The organism is Lactococcus nasutitermitis (assembly GCF_018403765.1).
GTDB classification, from domain to species: Bacteria; Bacillota; Bacilli; order Lactobacillales; family Streptococcaceae; genus Lactococcus; species Lactococcus nasutitermitis.
On record NZ_BOVQ01000004.1, the window covers coordinates 215,315 to 234,362 of the forward strand.

Consider the following 19,048-nt stretch of genomic DNA (forward strand, 5'->3'; position numbering starts at 1 on the left):
TAGAAATTCTTATGTAATCATAGTAACAAAAAATAAACTTTTACACAACTTTAAAAATTAAAAGAGCATCTCAGCTCTTTTTTTCTCTAATGACACTATTTCTCAATTTCTCCAAGCTCTCAATTCCGTACCTGTCCATGACTTCTGGTAATTTTTCAATAATTTCAGGACAAACACGCGGATTAGCAAAATTCGCCGTGCCAACAGCCACAGCACTCGCACCAGCCATATAAAACTCCAGCACATCTTCTGCTGTCATCACACCACCCATTCCAATAATCGGCAAATCAACCACCTCAGCCACCTGATGAATGAGCTTCAGCGCCACAGGCTTAATCGCAGGACCAGACAAACCACCAGTAATATTCGCCAAAATCGGCTGGCGCGTCTTCAAATCATAACGCACGCCCATCAGCGTATTAATCATCGTAATCCCATCCGCACCTGCCGCCTCAACTGCTTGTGCAATCGGCACAATATCCGTCACATTAGGGGACAATTTTGGATAAACAGGTACACTCGAAACCGTCTTACACGCTTTCACCAATTCATAAGCCACTTCTGGCACCGTACCAAAAGCCTGCCCACCATGTTTCACATTTGGACAAGAAATATTCAGCTCAATCGCTTTAACATTGGGTGCATCGCCAATTTTTGCACAAACTGCAACATAATCCGCTTCCTCAGAACCTGCAACATTCGCAATAATTGGCAAGTCTGGAAAATGCTCAGCCAGCCAAGGCAATTTCTCAGCCATAACTGCCTCCAAGCCCGGATTTTGCAAGCCAATCGCATTCAGCATTCCACTAGGTGTCTCAGCGACACGCGGTGTTGGATTGCCATAGCGCGGCTGCTCAGTGGTTGCTTTAATCATAATCGAACCCAATTTATTCAAATCAAAATACTTCGCATATTCCTGCCCAAAACCAAAACAACCTGACGCAGGAATAATTGGATTTTTCAGGTCAAGACCTGGAAGACTAACAGCTAAACGATTACTCATAGTACCACCTTTTCCGCCTGAAAAACAGGCCCATCTTCACAAACTTTGTAAGCATGATTTTCATCATTTTTATCAGGAACAACACAAGCGTAACAAGCACCAATTCCACAAGCCATGCGCGCTTCAAGCGAAAGCTGAACATTAACTACAGAATCAGCAAAGTTTGCATAGACAGACTTGAGCATGACCGCAGGACCACAAGCAAACACAGCATCAGGTATGAAACCAAGTACTTCCATAGCCAATCCCACATGACCACTTTTCCCATAACTTCCATCATCTGTCATAATCTGTAACTCAACATTTTCCAAATCAGAAAATTCACTCTCTAAAATCTTGACATCAGCAGATGCAAATCCCAGTATTACCGTGATTTGGCAGTCTATTTTATTAAGTTGCTTTGCTAGTTCATAAAGTGGTGGCACACCAATTCCACCACCAACAAGCACAATATGTTCCTCAGCTTGAACTTTCTCAATATCAAAACCCGTTCCCAACGGCCCCATCACATCTAAACTTTGTCCAACTACACATTCCGACAAAATCCTTGTACCACTCGTTTCATCACCAGTCCGATACAACAGTGTACAAGTTTCATCTTCCTTGTTCCAACTAGAAATCGAAATTGGACGACGTAAAAGCATACTTTCTGATGGCACTTTGATATTTAAAAATTGCCCAGTCACAGCCATATCTTGCACAAGCTTTCCCGACAATACCAACTCAAAAATGTCACGCGCCACTTCACGTTGACTAACAATCCTCATCTCTTCTTGCAATAATGCCATCTTTTCTCCTTTTCAATGATAAGAAACTTCCAAATTTGACAAAAAAACACTTACAGAAGACCGCAAGTGTACTCAAAGTTTTTTGACAGTTCTGTCAAAAATGACAAAATCGTCAAAAGTCAATTTTTCGTATCCTTGCAAGCCTCTCTGGACCTGTTTAAAGGTTTTCTATATTATAACTTTTTTTAGAACAAATTTCAAGACGTATTTTACTATTTTATAATCTCATAATGACCAGAAACTATATTTTCCAAATGATATTTCCCAATACTTGTCCGAATCAAACGCAAAGTAGGAAAACCAACATGAGCCGTCATTCGTCTTACCTGCCGATTGCGTCCCTCACGAATTGAAATCTCAACCCAGCTCGTGGGAATATTTTTTCGTACACGTATCGCAGGTGTGCGTTCCCAGAGCCAATCAGGCTCAGCAATTTTCGCAACCTTAGCCGGCAAAGTTTTTCCATCTTTCAGCAAAATACCTTGTTCCAGCTGACGAATAGCCTCCTCAGAAAATTCACCCTCTACCTGCACCACATAAGTCTTAAATTCCTTCGTTTTTGGGTCCGTCAATCGATGATTAAGCTTGCCATCATCCGTCAATAAAAGTAGCCCTTCACTATCCTTATCCAACCGTCCAGCCGCATAAACATTAGGAACATCAATAAAATCTTTCAGAGTTTTTCGCCCCTCATCATCCGTAAACTTCGTCAAAACACCAAAAGGCTTATTAAATAAAATAATCATAATTAAATTATAACACAAAAGAATTTCTCAAATATTTTTAATAATTTCCTCAGCAAATTCACTCGTAGAAAGTTTCCCACCCAAATCAGCAGTAAATTTCCCAGCCCGCAAAGCCTTAGCCAAAGCAGTTTTTATCGCCTCAGCTACTTCCTGCCAACCGAGATATTCAAACATCATCACGCCAGACAAGAGCAAACTCGATGGGTTTGCCAGATTTTTCCCAGCAATATCAGGCGCCGTTCCATGTGTTGCCTCAAAAATCGCATGCCCCGTCTGATAATTAATATTTGCACCTGGTGCAATTCCAATTCCACCAACCTGCGCAGCCAGTGCATCCGACACATAATCTCCATTCAAATTCAAAGTCGCAACCACATCAAAATTCTGAGGATTTATAACGATTTGTTGCAAAAAATTATCCGCAATCACATCATCCACAAAGATTTTTCCATCTGAAAGAGCATTTTTTTTAGCTTCCTCAGCTTTCTCAGCACCATCTTCAGCTTTAATTTTCAAATACTCAAGTTGCGTAAAAGTTGGATAATCCTTAGCGACTTCATAAGCCCATTTCCGAAAACCACCTTCTGTAAACTTCATGATATTTCCTTTATGAACGAAAGTCACCCGTTTTTTCCCATGACTTAGAGCATAGTCAAAAGCCGATTTAACCAAACGTTTTGTCCCCTCAGAACTAACAGGTTTCACACCAATCGCCGACGTCTCAGGAAAACGAATTTTATGCACATCCAGCTCCTTTTCCAAAAAATCAATCAATTTCCGAACTTCCGCCGTTCCACTGGCAAATTCAATCCCAGCATAAATATCTTCCGTATTCTCCCGAAATATCGTCATATCAACTTTTTCAGGACGTTTCACAGGTGCTTCAATCCCAGCAAAATATTCCACAGGTCGCACGCAAGCATACAAATCTAATTTTTGACGCAATGTCACATTGATTGAGCGAAAGCCTTCTCCAATAGGAGTCATCAAAGGTCCTTTTATCGCAATCAAATTTTCCGAAATTGCCTTCAAGGTTTCTTCAGGTAAATAATCTCCCGTTTTTTCAAAAGCTTCACCACCTGCCAGCAACTTTTCCCAAACAATTTTTTTCTGACCTTTATAAATTTTCTCAACAGCAACATCAAAAATATTTTTTGCCACTGGAAAAATATCTTGCCCCACACCATCTCCAGAAATATAGGAAATTACTGGCTCATCTGGCACAAAAAGTTTCCCATCAATCATCTCACTCTTCATTTTTTATCCTTTCTTACGAATGACATAAGGCATAATACCATCATTTTCATAATAATCCAAATCCACCTGCGAATCAAATCGTAAAATCACTTCAAAAGTTTTCTCATCTGCATGTACAGTAATCTTCTCATGACTTTGTGGTTTTTCAGGCAAATCAATACTAAAAGTCTCGTAGCCCGTCAAACCCAAACTTTCCGCACTTTCCCCCTCCAAAAACTGCAAAGGTAAAACACCCATCATTACCAGATTACTCCGATGAATACGCTCAAAACTCTCAGCAATAATCGCCTCAACGCCAAGCAATTTCGTTCCTTTCGCCGCCCAATCACGACTAGACCCCATACCGTAATCCTTACCAGCCAATACAATCAATCCCGTATTTTCCGCCTTATATTTCAAAGCAACATCATAAATCGGCAAAATCTCATCCTGAAACTTAGAATAACCACCTTCTTGCCCATCTGCCAACTGATTTTTAATCCGAATATTTGCAAATGTCCCGCGCGTCATTACCTTATCATTTCCCCGTCGTGAACCATAGGAATTAAAATCCTTGTATTCCACTCCAGCCGCACTCAAATACTTTCCAGCAGGAGATTTCAAAGGAATATTACCAGCAGGACTGATGTGATCTGTCGTTATAGAATGTCCAAATTTTGTCAACACACGTAATTTAGACAAACCTGTCCGCTCTGGAAAATCAACCGTCAAGCTATCAAAATAAGGAGGATTGGAAATATAAGTTGAATCATCTTTCCAATCATAAACTTCACTTTGACTTGTCTTAATCGCATTCCAAGCTTCATTTTCATCAAAAACCTTACTATAACATTCTGCATAAAGCTCAGCTGTCACAACTTCTTTAACAATAGCATCTACTGCTTTCGCATCAGGCAAAATATCTTTTAAATAAACATCTTTCCCATCTTTAGTTTTTCCTAAAGCCTGCTCTGCAAGATTTTTCCTCACTGTCCCTGCAAGAGCATAAGCCACAACTAATGGCGGACTCGCTAGATAATTTGCCTTGACAAGCGGATGAATGCGTCCCTCAAAATTCCGATTTCCACTCAAAACACTTGTTACAAGTAAATCTTTTTCTGTCACTTCATCTTCCATCTCAGGCAAAAGTGGACCAGAATTTCCAATACAAGTCGTACAACCATAACCAACGATATTAAATCCTAATTTCTCCAAATAAGGCAACAATCCAGCTTTTTCAAGATAAGCTGTGACAACTTTAGAACCTGGAGCCAAGGAAGTTTTCACATAAGTAGGAACTTCCAACCCAAGTTCAACAGCATTTTTTGCCAGAAGACCAGCCATAATCATCACATGAGGATTACTCGTATTTGTACAACTCGTAATAGCTGCAATCGCAATTTTTCCATCATCTGTTTTGAGTGGGCGTTTATCTTCCACAAATTCCTCAAATTTTTCAGACATATCATCAAGTTCAATACTATCTTGTGGACGCGCAGGTCCTGATAAACGAGTAGAAATCTTGCTCAAATCAATCGTAATCACTTGACTATATTCGGGTTCATTTTCCTTATCATAAAACAATTTATTTGCTTTCGTATAAGCTTCAACGCGCGCCACTTGTTCTTCTGAGCGATTTGTAGCTCTCAGATAATGTAAACTTTCTTCATCAATCGGAAAATAACCACACGTTGCCCCATATTCTGGCGCCATATTACTAATAGTTGCTCTATCTGCCAATGATAATTTAGCCAAACCTTCACCAAAAAATTCAACAAATTTGCCAACAACTTTCGCTTCACGCAAACGTTTTGTAATCGTTAATGCTAAGTCTGTAGCTGTAGCAAAAAGTCCTAGTTTTCCGATAAATTTTACTCCAATAACCTCTGGGACAGGAATAGAACTTGGCTCTCCTAGCATGACAGCCTCAGCTTCAATGCCACCAACTCCCCAGCCCAAAACACCTAAACCATTAATCATCGTCGTATGACTATCCGTACCAAAAACACTATCAGGATATAAAAGTCCATCTTTTTCATGAATAACATCACTCAAAAATTCAATATTAACTTGATGAATAATCCCTGTAGCAGGCGGTACAACTCGAAAATTTTCAAAACTTCTCTCTGCCCATTTCAAAAATTCATAACGCTCACGATTTCTCTCAAATTCCTTTTCTGAATTCAACATCAGCGCTTGTTCACTTCCCTGTACATCTACTTGCACAGAATGGTCAATAACCAAATCCACAGGAATTTCCGGATTGATTAACTTCGGATTTTTTCCCAGTTTAACCATCGCATCACGCATAGCTGCCAAATCCACCAAAGCAGGAACACCAGTGAAATCTTGCAATACGACACGACTAGGTAAGAAGACTGTTTCAGTCCCTGTTTTCCCTTGTAAATAAGCCTGAACATTTGCAATATGCTCCTCTGTAATCGTCTTTCCATTAGTCTGACGAAGCAAACTTTCAAGTAACATTCTCAAACTATAAGGATATTTTTCAATATCTGCTATCTCAGAAATATCATAATAGCGATAATTTTTATCATTGACAGTTAGATTTTTCATTTTCTCTCCTCAATTTTCTCATAAGTTTTTGATGGCAACACACTTTCATAGGCAGGACGAATAATTTTATTCATATTGATTAGTTCTTCAATACGGTGTGCTGACCAGCCAATAATACGTGCAATCGCAAAAAGTGGTGTATAAAGTTCTTGCGGAATCCCCAGTACCCGATAGACAAATCCTGAATAAAAGTCAATATTAGGAGAAATTGTCTTATAAGTCTTTCTATAGTTTGTAATCACTTGTGGCGCAAGCTTTGTCACTTTTTCATAGAGTTCAAATTCTTCTTCAAGTCCTTTTTCTTTAGCAAGTGCGGCAACATAAGCTTTAAAGACTTCAAAACGTGGGTCACTCACACTATAAATTGCGTGTCCAATCCCATAAATCAGCCCTTGACAGTCAAAGGCTTCCTTATTCAAAATTTTATAAAGATAAGCTTCTATTTCTTCTTCATCTTCATAATTCTGAATATTCTCTTTGATATTTTCAAGCATTTTTGCCGCTTTAATATTAGCACCACCATGTTTTGGCCCTTTAAGACTTGATAATGCTGCTGCGATTGTTGCATAAGTATCCGTTCCAGAAGACGTCACAACGTGCGTCGTAAAAGTCGAGTTATTCCCACCACCATGTTCCATATGCAAAATAAGTGCAATATCAAGGACTTTTGCTTCCGTATCCGTATATTTTTTATCTGGACGAAGCATTCTTAAAATATTTTCTGCTGTCGTAAGCTTTGTATCAGGATAATGAATATAAAGACTTGCTCCTTGTCGATAGTGATTATAAGCTTGATAAGCATAAATCGCAAGTAGCGGAAAATTAGCAATAATATTCAGTGACTGGTCTAGCACATTTTCAATCGAAATATCACTTGCTTTCGGGTCATAACTAGCAAGGGTCAGCAAACAACGACTCATCGAATTAATAATATCACTTGTCGGATTTGCTAGAACATTTTCCCGTACAAAATATTCTGGCAATGTCCGCTTTTTTGCCAAAAGTTCTTGAAAATCTTTAAGTTCATTTCTTGTTGGAAGTTCTCCAAAGAGTAAGAGATAAGCATTTTCTTCAAAACCAAAACGATTTTCAGCACGCAAATTACCCACAATATCTTTGATATTATAAGCACGATATTCAAGAATACCCGGAATTTGCTTTCCATTAGTATCAAAAGAATGAATAGCAGAAATATTTGTTAATCCTGCAAGTACACCTTTTCCATTGATATCCCGAAGCCCTTTTTTTACATCGTACTGCTGATAAAATTCTGTCGGAATCACAGAATTTTTCATAATCTTTTTCTGATATTTTTCTAAGATTTGCTTCATATCTTCCTCCATTTTTAATTATATAGTATTTATTATATATTATTTTCTGAAAAATGTCATCTTTTCTTACAATTATTTTTATTCTCATTGTTTAATATTTGAAAATTATTCTTCTGTCAAATTTTTATTAGATATAAAAAAACTCTTTCTAAAAATATATCTATTTTAGAAAGAGTTATTCAAAATATGTTAGTCCTTATTCTCAGTCATTTCCTGGTGTTTCAGAAAGTGTCCAAGTTAATTGACCTTGATAACTTCCTGCACGTTGAGCACTTACTGGAACATCCAGATAAACACCTTCTTTGCTTGAGTTACCCCAATTTTGATTGATTGTGTAAGTTCCAACCTGATTACTTGTTTCATCGTGTACAATTGTTTCTGCACTTGATAAAACCGTTGAATTTGTTCCATCGCTAAACATCAGATAGTTTGCCAATGACGTTCCGTTTCCACTAACAAGTGGAGAACTTTGTGCCACTGTCAACTGCCAAGGTGAAGCTTGTGAACCTGTACGTGAATCCGTTACAACAAGATTCTTATCATAAGTTGGGTAAGCAACAACTGTCTGAGCAGACACATTGAGTGTTCCAAAATCAGCATTCGTTGGTGCTTGTGTAAAGTCTAAGTAGCCAACATTCACTGTAAGTGTCACATTCATAGACAATGAACCATAAGAATAATTCGCTGTTTGTGTACCACTATCTGTCATTGTTTGAAGTGTAGGAATCAACGTACTTGCATTTGTCAACGTTGGTGTTGTCACATTTCCTGCTGCATCAACAGCCATAGGATTTGTGTAATAATTTACACCATTTGCAAAGACTGGAGGTGTTGCTCCTTCATCTGGTGTGTTTGAATTTTCATCAGATGTAATCGCATTTGCTTCATCTCCAGTTAAAGTTGCATCATAAGCATCTAAAGCTGTTTGTCCATCACTTGCAATCATTGCATGGTCTGGAACAATAACCAACGTTGAGCTTGATGTTGCACTTCCATTTGTCCAAGTAATTGGAATTGTGAGTTCTTGTTGTCCAGAAGACAAACCAGCATTCGCTTCCGTAAGTACATCAGAAGGTAAAGTAACATCACTCAACACACCAACACCAGTCATTTTAACTAACTGCTCCAGTTGTGTTTGTGTTAAACTTTGCGCAGTACTATTTGAAATGATAATGTTGTTTGTATTCAAACTTTGTGTGTCATCAGTGACAACATTTTGAATGATATAGCTGCCAAATGTTGGATTTGTTGTACTTTGACTACCATTTTGCTGATTACCAGTAAAGTAGTCACTCGTATCAAAGCTTCTCGTTGCACCTGTTGTAGTACCATTGACATCAAAGTTAGGACTTGTTGTTGGATAGTTATTCAACACACTGCCATTATAGGCAGAAGCTGTCCGACTTTTAACATAATAATCTCCCGTTGTTGCAAAAGAGAACGGATTTGTTGTCGTAGGCTTGTAACTCATCGTGTACATAACTTGAATTGTTGTCGCATTTGTATCAGCATCAACAGAAGCCCAAGCACTCATTGCTGTACCTGGTGTAGGAGTTCCAGTTGAAATACCTGTACCTGCCAAATGTTGTTGCCAGTATCCAGAACCTGAATCACCAGTAACATTATAAACACGAACTTGACCAGGAACAACATAACCTACCCATGTTGGGCTTGTTGGTGTTGAACCTGAAGCCATCGTATAATCACCCAAGAAAGCATAATTATTTGTCGCATCTATACCAGTGAAATTACCGGGCGTGATATTTGTAGCTCCTGAATCTGTCGCTGCCGAACCACCATTGAAAGTCAATACTGGGAAGCCATTTTGTGTTCCCCAATATGCTCCTGTGTAGCTCGTCGTAGGACTCACTGCTGTTCCAGTTGGTATCCAGAACAAATTCCCATTACTCATATCCAAATCTGAGAGGTTAATAACTCCCGCTGTCTGAAGATATGGAGTAGAAATTTGACAATTTTTACCAACAGTTAGTTTACCTATTGAGACTGTACCAGACGCTGAACCTGTTGTTTGTAAGGTTGAGCCATCATCCATTTTGAGATTACCAAAAGTCGAATAAGTCGCCGCATGGTTAGCTGCTGTAGCTCCGGCACCATTCAAGAATTTACCTTGAACATTAACAGTAACACCTTTAGAGATATAAGCGCTTGTAAAGTTCCCCAATGTTCCAGAAATCAGAATAGGATTACCACTACTATTATCTCCTAATGTCACATTCGAAGTATTAGTTCCTACTTTGGTAATTGCATTAGTATAATTATCAGAAGAACCTCCACCATAAACAGAGCCTCCGATAGTAACACCATCACTAACGTTTATATTAACATTGCGCGCCAAACCATTTGAGGTAGAGCCATTTGCATAATTTGTTGCATAAACACTACCAACAGTTGCTCCGTCCGCATCAATATTAATATTTATTGTCCCTGCTTTTGTGCGAGAACCAGTTGTTCCATCTCCATATAAGATTGCTGAAGATAGCATCGTAGCGGTTGTAGCATTGGCTTTTATAGTTAAACCTATAGTGTTGCTTGCGCTACTTCCAGTATAGTTGGAACTATTACCATATCCTGAACCACCAGAAAGGTAAGTATTTCCCTTTGGAAACTTGAAGGTCGAACCTGTTGGACCGGTTAAATCAAGTGTTAATTGGCTGTTACCATATATGGAAGTAGGACCGTCATAAAAGTTACCACCACAAAGTTGTTTCGTTCCTGTACGTGGGCTTCCTGAGAAATCTCCTCCATAAACATAGACATTTGAGTCTCCTTGCGTTACATTGGAACCTAATCCATAGTTTCCACCAGTAATTGCATTGATTACACCATTGTAAACAACAGTTGTCATACTACCTGTGATAAGAACGGTATTCCAACCACCTCCAGACAGGAACCAGTTTACTTGACCGTTATTAACTTGAGTGTTAGAGTTACCAATAACAGCTCCATCATTATATCCGGCACCTTCTAGGGTATCAACCATACCACCATTTAGGAAATTATAAGAATTTCCATAGGTATATCCACCAAAACTAGAACCATATGTCCAACGTGCCAAATCGTTATTTTGGATAGTTGTACTATTACCAGTTTGCCAATAATCATTGTTTGAGCTAATAGTACCACCACCGCCAACAATATCAAAGCCAGTATTATAAGCGGCAGATGTTGAGCTAGAATAAGAAATTGAAGTAGTTGCTGAAGCACTTTGACCTGCAGCACCACTTGTAGTTACCATACCAGCACCACCAATACCAGTTCTTCCAGAAGATGAACGACTACCGTCGGAAACATTGTTTTCGCCAGTTGTTGTACCACCTGGTGCAGTACTTGCATCACCAATATCTAAAGTTGTGTCCCCATCAATATAACCGTAACCACCACCACGCATCCAGTTATTGTTGGCACTTGCTGAGTTGAATATCCCACCTTGCGCCCAACTATAAACATTACCAAAGACGGCCGTAGCTGCTGTTGAATATAGAGTATTGTTAATTGATGAAGCAGTTGTAGAATCTACTGTACCACTTATATTTGAGATTGCACTAACGTTTACATTACCTGTTCCTGTACCATTTGCACCTGAAAAGGTATTGATATAACCATTATTATTGAACCCTGCACGAGCATAATTAATAATGTTACCGTAAATTTTACCAGAAGCTGTGCCAGTTATATTGCGACTATCAACTCCGCCAGCAAAATAGGTATTTCCTGAAGTGAAGTGTGAGCAATCAAAGCTATTAGAAACTGCTATTCCTGTGTTAGTAGATATACCAACATTCGTTTGAAAACCAGCTCCTGCATAAGATGCTCCTCCAGCCCATTGACCATTTCCTGCAAGAGTATTATAAACTGCACCTTTGATTGTTCCATAAGCTGCACCGCCAAAGATAGCATTATAACTTGGTATAGAACCTGCAGTTGTTACGTTAAAGTTATTGATAACATCGCCGCCAACAGTGATAGGAGCAGCACTTGTTCCAACTCCTCCACCATATATATCGCTAAAAGTAGCTCCGGAACCTGTAACAGAAAGATTAGTATTACCAGTAATTGTACCTCCTACAGCATTACCTGCTGAAAGAGTACCAACTGTCATTCCTGAATTAGGACCTGCTGCAATCGTTACATGAGTATCTCCAGAAATTGTTCCTTGATTACTTGAAGGGTCACCGCCATAGATATTCCATGTTCCCGTCCCTCCAGAACCAATATAGATGTTAGTACTTGCTACTGACAAAGTCGTTGAGTCTGTACCGCCATAAATATTAGGACCACCAGTTACCCAAGAACCATTAGTTGTCGCAAAAGCATTTCCTTGAGCGTAGAAATTATCATTACTTCCTGCTACAGTTATATTACGAAAAACCGTAGGGATAGTAAAATAATTATTTGTTGGAGTAGTAATCGTTGCTGCGCCAGTAGCTGCTGCAGTATTAGAACTTGTCAAACTATCTGTTGGTGCAGAGACAATAGTTAAAGACTTTGCCTTGCCAGATAATCCTGAGAATGAACCTGCTGCGCCAGAATTTGCTGTCGTTGTAGTGCTTAGTGTGACTGTTCCTCCGATAAAGAGAACATAGTCATTAGAGCTACTACCATTGCTATTAATCCAGCTCAGTGCTGCTTGAACATTTGCATCAGAAACAGTTGAAGCATTAAAGACTGTACTTCCTCCTTGAATAACCGCAATCTGACCTGAAGCAACATTAGGCAAGCCAGCAATACTAGCTTGATAGCCAAATGTACTTGGATTAGTAGCATTCGTTACTGATTTTGTAGGCAAGTCAGGACGACTTGGCTGTGCAATAGATTGTCCTGAAAAAGCACTAGCAGTAGGGACATCGCTTTGCGTGATATCTGCTGAACCGTCTGTTGGTGTTGTATCTGCTGCCGAAATTGTTTGAGGTGATAACGTCTTCTTAAGGGTCGTAGAAGTTACATTCCCCGTGCTAACAGCCTGAACTAAACTGCCCAGGTTCGCAAAGGGCAATAAAGTAACAACCATTGCAAGCGTCATGACCTTAAAACCAAACTTTTTTTTCATGAGCCTCCCTTTCTATATTTTTTTCACCACTTTCAATTATTATTGAGCAGGTGTATCAGAAAGTGTCCAAGTCAAGTCTGCAGTGTATGTTTGTGCCAATTTTGTTGATGAACCTGGAACAAAGAGAGAAACAGCTGTATCTGAGTTAGTTGTACCGTCTGCATCCCCAAAGTTAAGAAGGTTAGTACCTGCGCCATTACCATCTGTTGCGCCAAGGATTGTGCCTGAAGCTGTTCCTGGTGTCAATGTTGTTGTAGCTGCTGATACGTCTGCTGGTGTTTCTGAAGCTGAAGCGATAGCGCCATCTCCAAGTGTGATTTGTGCACCTTTCAAGACATCTCCAGCTGAAGTTTCAAAGTCGCCTTGTTCAACTGAAAGTGACCAACCTGTAAGTGTTCCGCGGTTATCTGTCACTTGGACATAGTTATCACGTGTTGAGCCATCGCTAAGTTTTTGTGCAGCAGCATAGTAAGTCATATTTGAAGAAGTGATATCTTGTGTACCAAAGTCGAAGCTTGATGCAAAGTCAATAGATAAAGGTCCTGCTGTACCAGCTTGGTCTGGAGTCAAATCACTGCCATCTGGGTTTGTAGGTGTTACTGGTGTTGTTGGGTCAGATGGGTCAACTGGTGGAGTAACTGCTGTAGATGCTTGATAAGTAATTGTACCTGTTGAATTGTATGTTGCACCGTCTGCGTTAGCGATTGTTGCAGTTGTAGAAGCTGCAAGTAAGCCGAGTGTTGCAAATGAAACCAATTTGATTGCTGCTTTAGTCATGAGTAATTCTCCTTAATTGTGTCCTGTGGACACATTCTTATTTCTATTTTTTAATTTGTTGGTAATTGGGCTAAAATCCAATTAAGTGTTGTTGTATAAGTAGCTGCGTCTTTGACAGTGCTGCCCGGTACAAAGAGTTGAACGTCAGGACTGACTGTCCCTTCATTATCACTTCCTTGTGTCAAATCTGAGGTTGTTCCCCAGTGGATTGTCCAAGTGCCTGCTCCCGTTCCTTCTGCTGCAGTCGCTATGACTGTTTCTTGCCCTGGTGTTATATTGAAGGCAGCTTGTGCATTAGGAGCTGTCGCATCCCCGTTAGAATTAGGTAAGGGATTTTTCAATGAGATCATTGCCCCTTTTAATTCTGGATTCACACCTTTAGTCGTCTCTGTGAATTGTCCGTTTTCTTCAACTTTAAGTATCCAACCTGCGTTTGTGCCACGATTATCTGTGACTTGAACATAATTAGGTGTTTCTACTGTTGTGCCTGAGTAACTTTGTGCTTTCGCATTATAAGTTTGGTCTTTATTGGAAATTGGATGTGTTCCAAAGTCAAAACTTGAGGCAAAATCAATAGAAAGTGGCCCTGGTGTTCCAGGTTGTGGTGTCGTTCCATCAGGATTGATGGGACTGACAGGTGAGTTGGGATCTGGATTTTCTGGATTGACCGGAGGAGTGACACCTGTTCCTGGAACAAAACCGATTGTTCCGTTGGAGTCATAAGTCGTATCCGCATGAGCAATCACTGGGAAAGCTACGGACGCTGTCAAGACGAAAGCCATGCTCAATAGCAATGGTTTACGCATTATTTTCTCCTTAATCATCACCCTCTATTAGTTAGCTGGTGTATCAGAAAGTGTCCAGATGAGGTCTGTTGTGTAAGCAGCAGCTTTTTTAGCTGTTGTTCCTGGGACGCTCAATGTAATTGGAGAAGCTGTAGAAACATCGCTATTTGCCAATGGTGCGCCACCATTTTCTTGATAAGCTGCATTATTTGCACCAAGTACATCATTTGTTGTACCGCTAACACCAGCACCTAAACCATAAACCCATGTTCCTGCACCTTGATTAGCTGCTGCATTCATGATTGTTGTTGCATCTGCTCCAACAGTATAAGTGCCTGTTGTTCCAGTAGGTGTACCAGTTGTTGCAGTACCAGCAACATAACCACCACTAAATGAAATTGTTGCACCTGTCAAGTAATCTCCTGGTGTTGTATCACTAGTTTCTGGTGTTGATGTAGGGTCAACTGTAGCCAAATGGAGTTGTGCATCTGTATTCACAGATAATGACCAACCTGAAAGTGTACCACGTGTATCTGTAACTTGAACATAGTTTGGACCTGTTGTGCTGTCTGTCAATGTTTGAGCATGAGCATAATAAGTTTGGTCTGATGCTGAGATGACTTGTGTACCAAAGCTGAGGCTTGATGCAAAGTCAATAGATAATGGACCTGCAGTACCTGGTTCTGGGTCTGTTCCATCAGGGTTTGTAGGTGTTGCTGGTGTTGATGGGTCTGTTGGGTCAACTGGTGTTGTGCTTGCAGTTCCTGCAGCAAATGTAACGTTAGCGCTTGAATTATAGCTAGCTGCTGTATCTGCGCTTACTGTTGTTGCCAAAGTTGGGGCAATGATGAGTGCTGCTGTCAAAACTGTAGCAGATTTCAAAATGAGTTTGTTCATTTGTGTTTCTCCTTAGTGATTTTTAATCAATATGATTAGATAGTTTTTAACATTTTTTTATCTTTCACAAACTTCGCTGTGACTAGTAAAGCTAAGACAACTAATCCGCTAGATAGAATAAGATAAATCGTGTTATTTGAGTCGCCAGCACTTGGAATGGCTGGGCTTTCTTGGGTAGTTGCTTTTGTACTTGTTTTAGTACTATTAGCTTTTGGAAGTTGAGCTTGGTCCTTCGGTGAAAGTTTATTCGTAGTTGGAGGACTTTCGTATTTTCCAGTAAAACCAACACTACCATTTGTACCGTAGTTTGCACTTGTCGCTGCGTCCGCACGGATAGGGGGAACTACAGCAAATAGAACAACTGTGGCAAGAAACAGGATTTTCTTTAACATAGCGTCTCCTTTCTCAATAATGCTATACAGCTTCTTTGTTAAAGATGTATATTGAAACGGTGATTTTATCACCTTTGTAGTTAAAAACTTGAACTGCTTGTGTTCTTTTTTAGCTACAAAGCTAATAAAATTCTTTTTTAATGGTAGTTGAAAGGATATATTTTTCATTTTTTATCAAATAAATGAGAAAGTTGTTTTAAAATTATTTCTAAATAAATATGAATTTGTAGATATTACATATTTAATAAAATTTTAAGTTTCGTTTTGTAATTAAAAGCCCTTTATTATAAATATATTATTACACATTATTTTAATAATGTCAATACGTTTAACTAAAATATTAACTATATCTGAAATATTGTTATTTATAATTGCAATAATACTTATTTTAGATAACAAAAAAAGCTTCATTAAAATAATGAGGCTTTTATTTTTTTGACAGTTCTGTCAAAAATTAAATTTAGGCACTGCGTTCAAATTTGCGATGTCTGAGAGTGTAAACAACGTCACTTGCTTGTGCTACTTCACTTTCGTGGGTCACAATGATGACTATTTTATTGTCTTTATGGGCAATTTCTTTAAAGAGTTCAACGATTTGATTGGTTGTTTCTTCATCAAGATTTCCTGTGGGTTCATCAGCGATGATTACTTCGTGATTTAACACCAGCGCTCGTGCAATCGCAACACGCTGCTGCTGCCCTCCTGAGAGTTTACTGACAGGTTTGTAAATCAAATCTTCTGTTAATCCGACTTCTTGCAAAGCATCTATAATCGCTTTTTTTTCGTTGTCAAATTTGACAGTGGATATTTTGATTGCCGTTTTGACATTTTCATAAGCTGACATATAGGTCAATAAATTATAAGCTTGAAAAACTGTGCTGACTGTTTTTTTACGATAATTTGTTAAATTGCTCCATTTCACTTGTTTATCATCAATGAACATATTGCCGTTTTTTGGTGTGTCAAGTCCTGCAAGGAGCGAGAGAAATGTTGTTTTTCCGGAACCTGATTGCCCTAAAATAGCATACATTGTGCCATTTTCAAAACTTTCGCTGACATCTTTGAAAAGGTAATCTTCAGGATTTGTATAATAATAAGTTAAATTTTCAACTTTTAAAGTCATTTTTTCTCCTTTTTATGGGGATATATTTTTTGACAAAACTGTCAAAACTTTTGAATAAGATTTTTACAGTTTATCAGTAAATTATTTTACTGACAGTTCTGTCAAAAAATTATTTTAATTTGTCAGTACTTGTTTTGGATTGAGATAGAGAATACCGATACTTGCTAGTCCAACTGCTACAAGTGTAATCAAAATTGCAATTCCTGCTAATAGAGCAATTTCTTTCCAACCTGTTTTGACATTGAGTTTATTGAGTGCTTTCACTTGGGCTTGAGATTGACCGAAGCCGAATGCACGACCTGCACCACCAGCGAATCCTCCGCCTGTTCGTTCTCCTCCTGCTGGAGCACCTTGCCCCATACCAGATGGACGTCCAGAAGTTTGTGTCGTTTGCGTTGTTGTAGTTTCTTGTTTTAAAAGCTGTTGTCCAACGACATTTCCAACAACATTTCCTGCTGCTGTCGCAATCACAACACTGACAATCGTTACCATGAGCAGTTCCACAAAGAATTGACCGATGATTTTAATTTTTGTTTCGCCCAAACTCATCAGAACTCCGATTTCAAAACGACGTTCGCGCACCATCAGCATGACAATAAGAGCCAAAATAATCGCACCTGCAATCGCTACAATCAAGACAATATTGCGAGCAAAACTTGCAACATTATCAAGTGAACTTTTGACATTTTGATAGGCTGTGTCATTTTTGGACACTTCAAATTTATCACTATTGACCAGCGCATTTGCTTTTTTGACAAAAGCTGTCGCGTTAGCCGGATTTGACATATTATAGCTGGCGGATGAAACTTGTCCTGTCGTTGCTTTCATTGCATTAGCGACTGAAAGGGCTGTGTACATCGTGTTCATATAAGAAATTGAATTTTCAGTTGAAGCACTTGTTGTCGTGAAGATACCAACAACTTTCATTGTGTAAGTCTTGCTATTACTGTCTTTCAAGGTAAATGTTGAGCCGACAGTCAGATTGTTTTGACTCGCAAGTGTTTTTTCAATCACAACATTATTTGTTCCTTGGTCTGAACTTTCGATGCCACGACCAGAACTAAGCTTGTAAGAACCTGTGAAAGCTGTGTTATCACTCAGATTGTTTGTGCCATTGATTGTGAAATCTTCTTGAGAGCCACCAAACATTCCACCAGCTGCACCTCCTCCACCAAAGCCACCTTTACTTGAAATGCTTGAACTTGTACTACTGTCGGAAACTTTTGTAATGCCAGAATCAGCATCTGCTGAAGCCGCATAAGAAAAACTGTATGATTTCACGCCCGACAAATCAGCGATTTTCTGTGCAGTCGTCTCTGAAATTGTTGGCAAGTCAATATTAAAATGTTGCCGTTCGGAACTCGATGTATCCGAGCTTGATGTTGATGCCGAGCTTTGCGCTTGCTTAACAACTTCCTGCATATTTACTGCCAAGGAAACCGTTGCACCAGCTGCTTTTTTCGCATTTTCAATAGAACGATTTGCCGCACTATTGATAATCAAACCAGAAAGTACAAAAATCAAAATTGCTGAAAATGCAATGATAAGTAAAACTGTTCGTGAAATTTTTGCTTTTGTAAAAAGCCATGCACGTCTTATAAAATCCATAATATACCTCTTTTTTAATCCAAATTTTTTTGACAGGATACAACCTCACATCTTTGATGTAAGACCGATAATTCTAAGTGGCAAAGCCACTAAGTCTCTTCGACAGTTCTGTCAAAAATTTTTTCTCATTTATTTTTTTGACAAAGCTGCCGAAGGGGCTAGAAAATTTATTCTCAGCCTTCTCGGACAGGGTGAACTTATAATGAAGTTGTAAGTTTGTACCCCTATCAAAAATTGATTTTGCTCGATTACAGGCCATTACTTGCATTGTCTGATGAATTGGCACTCGAATTTCCAGACGAACCCGAATCTCCCGAACTACTTCCGTCACTTGTAGAAGCGCCAGCATTCGCATCTGGTCCACCATTTGAAGAACCGTAACCATTTGTCCCACCATAATTTCCATAGCTATTGGAATTTCTAGCATTTCCAAAACGCTTGGACATTCTTTGCGCAATTTCCGTTTTTTGTTGGGCTTGCTCATGAGATTGTCCAGCAAAAAATCCACCAACTCCGCCAACAACAAAAGTCAACAGCGCTACAAGAATAATAACCATTTTTCCTTTAAAAAAATTTTTAACTCTCGACATCTTTCTAATTTCCTTTCTTAAATACTGAATTTATTATAATGACTACAACTTAATAAAGTCTTAGCAGAACCTAAAGTTAAGCTAAAATGACAGATTTTTTAATAAAATAAAAAAGCCTTGCTAAAAAGCA

At 39.0% G+C, this 19,048-nt stretch carries 14 protein-coding genes; all 14 read right to left on the reverse strand.

What is annotated here, in order from left to right; all coding sequences use genetic code 11:
• Positions 1–70 precede the first annotated feature (70 nt).
• Positions 71–1,003 carry a dihydroorotate dehydrogenase gene (locus KJS36_RS05365; protein WP_213535075.1) on the reverse strand — a complete coding sequence of 311 codons (933 nt, stop codon included), beginning with the start codon at positions 1,001–1,003 and terminating at the stop codon, positions 71–73.
• Positions 1,000–1,791, reverse strand: coding sequence for a dihydroorotate dehydrogenase electron transfer subunit (locus KJS36_RS05370; RefSeq protein WP_213535077.1), 792 nt, complete (start codon positions 1,789–1,791; stop codon positions 1,000–1,002). Before KJS36_RS05370 ends, KJS36_RS05365 begins: the two co-directional genes overlap by 4 nt.
• 212 nt (positions 1,792–2,003) lie before the next feature.
• Entirely contained in the window at positions 2,004–2,537 is a 534-nt protein-coding gene (locus KJS36_RS05375) for an rRNA large subunit pseudouridine synthase E (RefSeq protein WP_213535079.1), read from the reverse strand.
• 27 nt (positions 2,538–2,564) lie between these two features.
• A complete protein-coding gene (gene icd / locus KJS36_RS05380) occupies positions 2,565–3,794 on the reverse strand; it encodes an NADP-dependent isocitrate dehydrogenase (RefSeq protein WP_213535082.1) in 1,230 nt (409 codons plus the stop codon).
• Positions 3,795–3,797: 3 nt separating this feature from the next.
• A complete protein-coding gene (gene acnA, locus KJS36_RS05385; RefSeq protein WP_213535084.1) occupies positions 3,798–6,347 on the reverse strand; it encodes an aconitate hydratase AcnA in 2,550 nt (849 codons plus the stop codon).
• A complete protein-coding gene (locus KJS36_RS05390; RefSeq protein ID WP_244842720.1) occupies positions 6,344–7,678 on the reverse strand; it encodes a citrate/2-methylcitrate synthase in 1,335 nt (444 codons plus the stop codon). The genes acnA and KJS36_RS05390 overlap by 4 nt, the downstream gene beginning before the upstream one ends.
• Before the next feature lie 202 nt (positions 7,679–7,880).
• On the reverse strand, positions 7,881–12,746 hold the full coding sequence (locus tag KJS36_RS05395) for a beta strand repeat-containing protein (protein ID WP_213535088.1): 4,866 nt from the start codon (positions 12,744–12,746) through the stop codon (positions 7,881–7,883).
• Positions 12,747–12,785: 39 nt separating this feature from the next.
• Entirely contained in the window at positions 12,786–13,523 is a 738-nt protein-coding gene (locus KJS36_RS05400; RefSeq protein ID WP_213535090.1) for a WxL domain-containing protein, read from the reverse strand.
• A 50-nt stretch (positions 13,524–13,573) separates the two neighbouring features.
• Entirely contained in the window at positions 13,574–14,329 is a 756-nt protein-coding gene (locus KJS36_RS05405) for a WxL domain-containing protein (RefSeq protein ID WP_213535094.1), read from the reverse strand.
• A gap of 27 nt (positions 14,330–14,356) precedes the next feature.
• Positions 14,357–15,205 (reverse strand): WxL domain-containing protein, encoded by an 849-nt coding sequence (locus KJS36_RS05410; protein ID WP_213535101.1) that lies wholly within the window; start codon positions 15,203–15,205, stop codon positions 14,357–14,359.
• A gap of 35 nt (positions 15,206–15,240) precedes the next feature.
• Entirely contained in the window at positions 15,241–15,597 is a 357-nt protein-coding gene (locus KJS36_RS05415; protein WP_213535103.1) for an EF2685/EF0750 family sortase-dependent surface protein, read from the reverse strand.
• 460 nt (positions 15,598–16,057) lie between these two features.
• The gene (locus KJS36_RS05420) at positions 16,058–16,720 is read right to left on the reverse strand and encodes an ABC transporter ATP-binding protein (RefSeq protein WP_213535106.1); all 663 of its coding nucleotides are present in this window, start codon (positions 16,718–16,720) and stop codon (positions 16,058–16,060) included.
• A gap of 114 nt (positions 16,721–16,834) precedes the next feature.
• Positions 16,835–18,328, reverse strand: a complete 1,494-nt coding sequence (locus tag KJS36_RS05425; RefSeq protein ID WP_213535111.1) for an ABC transporter permease — start codon at positions 18,326–18,328, stop codon at positions 16,835–16,837.
• Between the two features lie 248 nt (positions 18,329–18,576).
• On the reverse strand, positions 18,577–18,885 hold the full coding sequence (locus tag KJS36_RS05430) for a hypothetical protein (RefSeq protein WP_213535116.1): 309 nt from the start codon (positions 18,883–18,885) through the stop codon (positions 18,577–18,579).
• Between the last annotated feature and the right edge of the window lie 163 nt (positions 18,886–19,048).

Bases quoted from the DNA above. Each gene is read 5' to 3' on its own strand.
- icd (WP_213535082.1), bottom strand. From the start codon at position 3,794: ATGAAGAGTGAGATGATTGATGGGAAACTTTTTGTGCCAGATGAGCCA.
- KJS36_RS05405 (WP_213535094.1), bottom strand. From the start codon at position 14,329: ATGCGTAAACCATTGCTATTGAGCATGGCTTTCGTCTTGACAGCGTCC.
- KJS36_RS05375 (WP_213535079.1), bottom strand. From the start codon at position 2,537: ATGATTATTTTATTTAATAAGCCTTTTGGTGTTTTGACGAAGTTTACG.
- KJS36_RS05410 (WP_213535101.1), bottom strand. From the start codon at position 15,205: ATGAACAAACTCATTTTGAAATCTGCTACAGTTTTGACAGCAGCACTC.
- KJS36_RS05425 (WP_213535111.1), bottom strand. From the start codon at position 18,328: ATGGATTTTATAAGACGTGCATGGCTTTTTACAAAAGCAAAAATTTCA.
- KJS36_RS05365 (WP_213535075.1), bottom strand. From the start codon at position 1,003: ATGAGTAATCGTTTAGCTGTTAGTCTTCCAGGTCTTGACCTGAAAAAT.
- acnA (WP_213535084.1), bottom strand. From the start codon at position 6,347: ATGAAAAATCTAACTGTCAATGATAAAAATTATCGCTATTATGATATT.
- KJS36_RS05370 (WP_213535077.1), bottom strand. From the start codon at position 1,791: ATGGCATTATTGCAAGAAGAGATGAGGATTGTTAGTCAACGTGAAGTG.
- KJS36_RS05415 (WP_213535103.1), bottom strand. From the start codon at position 15,597: ATGTTAAAGAAAATCCTGTTTCTTGCCACAGTTGTTCTATTTGCTGTA.
- KJS36_RS05430 (WP_213535116.1), bottom strand. From the start codon at position 18,885: ATGGTTATTATTCTTGTAGCGCTGTTGACTTTTGTTGTTGGCGGAGTT.
- KJS36_RS05420 (WP_213535106.1), bottom strand. From the start codon at position 16,720: ATGACTTTAAAAGTTGAAAATTTAACTTATTATTATACAAATCCTGAA.
- KJS36_RS05400 (WP_213535090.1), bottom strand. From the start codon at position 13,523: ATGACTAAAGCAGCAATCAAATTGGTTTCATTTGCAACACTCGGCTTA.
- KJS36_RS05395 (WP_213535088.1), bottom strand. From the start codon at position 12,746: ATGAAAAAAAAGTTTGGTTTTAAGGTCATGACGCTTGCAATGGTTGTT.
- KJS36_RS05390 (WP_244842720.1), bottom strand. From the start codon at position 7,678: ATGAAGCAAATCTTAGAAAAATATCAGAAAAAGATTATGAAAAATTCT.